The sequence below is a fragment of the Desulfovibrio sp. 1214_IL3152 genome (assembly GCF_036763055.1).
Taxonomy (GTDB): domain Bacteria; phylum Desulfobacterota; class Desulfovibrionia; order Desulfovibrionales; family Desulfovibrionaceae; genus Desulfovibrio.
Genome location: NZ_JBAIYW010000256.1, coordinates 1 through 4,692 on the forward strand (window position 1 = coordinate 1; position 4,692 = coordinate 4,692).

Annotated in this window: 4 protein-coding genes; 2 read left to right on the plus strand and 2 right to left on the minus strand. The window is 59.4% G+C overall.

The genetic code is table 11. The features are described from left to right. Positions 1-106: 106 nt before the first annotated feature. Both secD and secF read left to right on the plus strand, forming a co-directional pair. The gene (gene secD / locus V6C07_RS05385; protein ID WP_333535337.1) at positions 107-1,687 is read left to right on the plus strand and encodes a protein translocase subunit SecD; all 1,581 of its coding nucleotides are present in this window, start codon (positions 107-109) and stop codon (positions 1,685-1,687) included. Between the two features lie 17 nt (positions 1,688-1,704). Further along, a complete protein-coding gene (gene secF / locus V6C07_RS05390) occupies positions 1,705-2,808 on the plus strand; it encodes a protein translocase subunit SecF (RefSeq protein WP_333535338.1) in 1,104 nt (367 codons plus the stop codon). Positions 2,809-3,023: 215 nt separating this feature from the next. On the opposite strand, the gene V6C07_RS05395 is transcribed toward secF, so the two are convergent. Together V6C07_RS05395 and arsM are read right to left on the minus strand one after the other, a co-directional pair. Next, entirely contained in the window at positions 3,024-3,290 is a 267-nt protein-coding gene (locus V6C07_RS05395; protein WP_333535339.1) for an RNA recognition motif domain-containing protein, read from the minus strand. 726 nt (positions 3,291-4,016) lie between these two features. Next, positions 4,017-4,692, minus strand: a 676-nt coding sequence (arsM, locus tag V6C07_RS05400) for an arsenite methyltransferase (RefSeq protein WP_333535340.1), incomplete at its 5' end; no start/stop codon positions are given.

A 4,692-nucleotide genomic window follows, 5' to 3' on the forward strand; every position in this document is an offset into this window, starting at 1 on the left:
CCGCCGTGTTCCGCGTATCATTCCGCCGCCGTGGGCGTTCGCCCTGCCCCGGCCCGCAAGGCTCCGGGCGTGCTATGCTTTAAATCTGTTGTCTGGAAGGTGAACGATGGGTCTGCGCTGGCGCCTGATCTTGGCTTCGTTGGTATTTCTTGTTTCTCTTGTGTACGCGCTGCCGAGCGTACCCGTTATCGGGCCTGCTCTGGAGCGCGTTTTGCCGTCCAGCAAGATCAACCTTGGTCTTGACCTCAAGGGCGGCATACATCTGACTCTGGGCGTGGACGTGGCCAAGGCCGTGAGCAATTCCCTGGCTCTGGCCGGGCAGGATTTGCGCCGCATGGCCCAGGATGAAAAAATCATTGTGTTGCGCCCCCGCGTTGTGGGCGGCACAAACCTTGAATTCATTTTGCCCCGTGCTGAAAACGAGAGCAAGCTGCGCGAGATTCTTGCCCGCCATTTCCCCCAGCTCAACGTGGCGCAGCCCCAGGAGGGCGAAGGCGGCCAGTTGCGCTATGTGGCCCACTTTACCCCGGCCGAGGTGAAAAGGCTTGAAGACATGGCCCTTGACCAGGCCCTGCGCACCATCCGCAACCGCATTGACCAGTTCGGCGTGGCCGAGCCGGACATACGCAAGCAGGCCGGCAATCGCATTCAGGTGCAGCTGCCCGGCATTTCCGACCCGCGTCGCGCTGTGCAGATCATCGGTCAGACCGCTCACCTGGAATTTCATCTGGTTCGTGACGATGTGGACCCCGGCAAGGCCGTGCTGCCCCCCGGCGTTGTGGTTCTGCCCATGCTTGAAAAGAATCCCGGTCAGCCGGCGGCCGAAGGTCGCATTGCCGTTGAAAAAGACGCCATGCTCACCGGCGAGGACGTAGCCGATGCCCGCCCCGCCTTTGACAATATGAACCAGTCCTATGTGACCATGAGTTTCAACGCACGCGGGGCGCGCATTTTTGAGCGTGTAACCGGCGAAAGCGTGGGGCGCCGCATGGCTATCGTGCTGGACGGCAAGGTGTATTCCGCGCCGGTCATCCGCGAGCGCATCGGCGGCGGCAAGGCCAGCATTTCCGGCAATTTCACCACTGCCGAAGCCCAGGATCTGGCAATTGTGCTGCGGGCCGGTTCGCTGCCTGCGCCTGTTTCCGTGCTTGAAGAACGCAGCGTCGGCCCCTCCCTTGGACAGGAAGCCATCGACAGCGGCATCAGGGCGGCCCTGGTGGGCGCCGCCGCCGTCATCCTTTTCATCGGCTTCTATTACGGCGTCAGCGGGCTCATTGCCGACCTCATGCTGTGCTTCACCATGCTTATCGTCATGGCGGGCATGGGCGCGTTCGGCGCTACCCTGACCCTGCCGGGCATTGCGGGCATAGTGCTGACCATAGGCATGGCGGTGGACGCCAACGTGCTTATTTACGAACGAATACGCGAAGAACTGCGGCTGGGGCTTACGCCACTGGCGGCAGTGCGCGCGGGTTTTGACCGTGCCATGGTTTCCATTACGGACGCCAACCTGACCTCCATCATTGTCACGGTCATTCTGTACCAGTTTGGCACAGGCCCCATCAGAGGCTTTGCGGTAACCCTGGGGCTGGGCATTGTTGCCTCCATGTTTACGGCCATCTTCGTTTCGCGGGCCATTTTTGAAGAATGGGCGCGCCATTGCGGTCCCAAGGGCCTGAGCATATAGCGCGCCGGGAGGCTGTCATGAGTTTTACCTTTATCAAGCACGATACAAATATCGACTTCATAGGCAAACGCTACTGGGTTTACGGCATTTCCGTGGCCCTCATCCTTATAGGCGTTATTTCGGCCATCTGGGGAAACGGCCTCAAGATGGGCATCGACTTTGCGGGCGGCGTTATCGTTCAGGTGCAGTTTCAGGAGCCTGTTGCCGATGAGGCCCTGAAAAAGGGCCTGGATATTCCGGCTCTGCCCGGCATCAGCACACAGCGCTTCGGTGAGGGCGGGCGGGATTACCTGCTGCGCTTCAGCAGCGCTGAAAATGCCGATGCCACGCACTTGCGCACCTCGGTCATTGACGCGCTGGCGGCGACTTTCCCCGGCAATGCCGCCGAAATCGTGCGCCTTGAAATTGTCGGCCCCAAGGTGGGCGCGGACCTGACCAATAAGGCCCTGAGCGCGCTTTATTATGCAATCCTGCTGATTGCGGTCTATATTTCAGGCCGTTTTGAACAGCGCTGGATGGCGGGCGCCATCATGGCAGGAGCCTTGTGGGGCGGCATCTATCTGGCTGGCCTTACCGGGCTGAGCATGGGCTGGCTTGTGCTGGTGGCCCTGAGCATAACGGTGCTTGTCTGCTTTGTGTTGCGGCTCAATTTTGCCCTGGGGGCAGTGGTGGGCCTGGTGCATGACGTAGCCATCACCGTGGGCCTGCTGTCGTTACTTGACGTGGAAATCGACCTTAACGTCATGGCGGCCCTGATGACGCTGGTGGGCTTTTCGCTCAACGACACCATCATCATTTATGACCGGTTGCGCGAAAACCTGCGCGCCACGCCGGAACTGGATATGGCCCATCTTATCAACAAGAGCGTCAACCAGACGCTTTCACGCACCATCCTGACCAGCGGCACGACATTCCTGTCCACACTGGCGCTTTATCTGCTTGGCGGCGGCGTCATTCATGACTTTGCGCTGACCATGCTTATCGGCGTGGTGGTGGGTACGGCTTCGTCCATCTACGTGTCGTCCGCCATCCTTCTGGGCTTGGGCAATACGGACTTTTACGTGCGCCTGGTGCAGAAGAAGGACACCTACGAACGGCCGGGAGAGCACGGCGTGGTCTAGCGGCCATCATAATACACACCAAAGCTCTGGCCCCCGCATGAAGATGCGGGGGCTTTTTGCATGAAAAATCCGCGGGGCGGAAAGTGCTGTGACGGATGATGAATCCTGATGCGTCCCGGCCATTGCCCGCGCGGCGGAAGGCTCGGAGGAAATAGAAAAGGCCGCAATCGCTTGCGGCCTTTATGGTCAGGCAGATGTCCTGCCCTGCTGCTGGACTACCAGCGGCGGGGAGCGGGACGGCGTTCTTCGGCCTTGTTCACGCGAAGAGCGCGGCCGCCAAAGTCCATGCCGTTGAGGGCAGAGATGGCGTTCTGCGCTTCGTCGTCTTCCATTTCCACAAAGCCAAAGCCGCGGGCGCGGCCGGTTTCGCGGTCAGAGATCAGTTTGACGGAAAGGGGATCACCGTGAGCGGAAAAAAGATCGCGCACAGCGTCTTCGGTGGCGGACCAGGGCAGATTGCCGACATAGATGGAAGTAGCCATTTAGAGACTCCGTATTGTGTTCTGGGTGCAGACTTTCCGCTTGAAGCCTTACACCCGTGTAAAGTCTCTGGCAAAAAAAATACTGGACCCAATAAGTGAACAGACTCTACGAAGGGTATTGGGGCATGTCAAGCGAAACACGCAGGAAAACGGGGAAAAGCATAAGGATAATGCATCGTGACAGCAAAAAGGGCCATGAATTGCCATATTCCGCACTGCTTTTGGCTGCGGCAAGGGCTGGCGTGGCCCGCCATGCCCCCTTCTGGCAAATGTCGCCTTGGGCGGCGCAGCGCACTGCGGCAATAATTTAGCGTAACACTATGAAATCAATCGGGGATAAAGGACTGTTTCGGCTTATGGCAGCATCTGGTGGCGGCAGGTTGCCGTTTCGTTTTGCGGCACAGCCGCTGAGCGGTCTGCCCGGCGCGGAAAGAAGCCGGCAAAAGGGCCGCCAGGTGTGCACACGCTGGCGGCCCGTACGGAGTTGGGCAGATATCAGATGGCTTGGGCAACCTGATCAGGCATCTCAACAGGATGGAATCGGATCAAATCAAATGGACCCGGATCAAAGCTGAACAAATCTGGTTAAATGTGATCAACGTTGGTCAGACAGCGTCGACAGGGCGGGATCAAGCCATCTCGCGGGGATATGCCCGGAACCTGATCAGACCGGCAGCATGCCGCCGCGCACCGCCATCGGCGTCGGCAAAAGCGCTGTCCCGTAGCTTATGGTTTGAAGGCTTCAATGGAAAGGCTGACCACATAATCCGCCAGGTCTTCCCCCTGGGGAAGAAGGGCCGCTATTTCAGCGTAGAGCGGGTCGTTCCAGTCCTGCATGCTTTGCACATAGCCTGGTTTCGGCGTGAGTTTTATGTCGGAGAATCCGGTTTTTTCAAGCAGGGCAGCGCTGGCGTCCACCAGAATGGCTCCTGCTACGCAGCCGACCAGTGCGGCCGCCAGAGCACGGATATTGTCGGGCAACGGCTTGAGCAGCGCCAGATCGGAAACCGCCGCCTTGCCGCCCGGCTTGAGCACGCGAAAAATTTCGCGCCAGACCTGGGCCTTGTCCGGCGAAAGATTGATGACACAGTTGGATAAAACCACATCCACGCTGTTGTCTGCCGCCGGCAGGTGCTCGATTTCTCCCAGCCGGAACTCCACGTTGTCCAGGCCGGTGGTTTCCCGGTATGACGCGATGTTTTTCCTCGCTTTGGCGAGCATCTCCGGGGTCATGTCCACGCCGATGACACGACCCGCAGCCTTGACGCGCTCCCCGGCCTGAAAAACGTCAAAACCGCCGCCGCTGCCGAGGTCAAGAACAGTTTGCCCCTCCCGCAGGGCCGCCAAGGCAACCGGGTTGCCGCACGAAAGCCCCATGTTGGCCCCTTCGGGAAGCCGATCA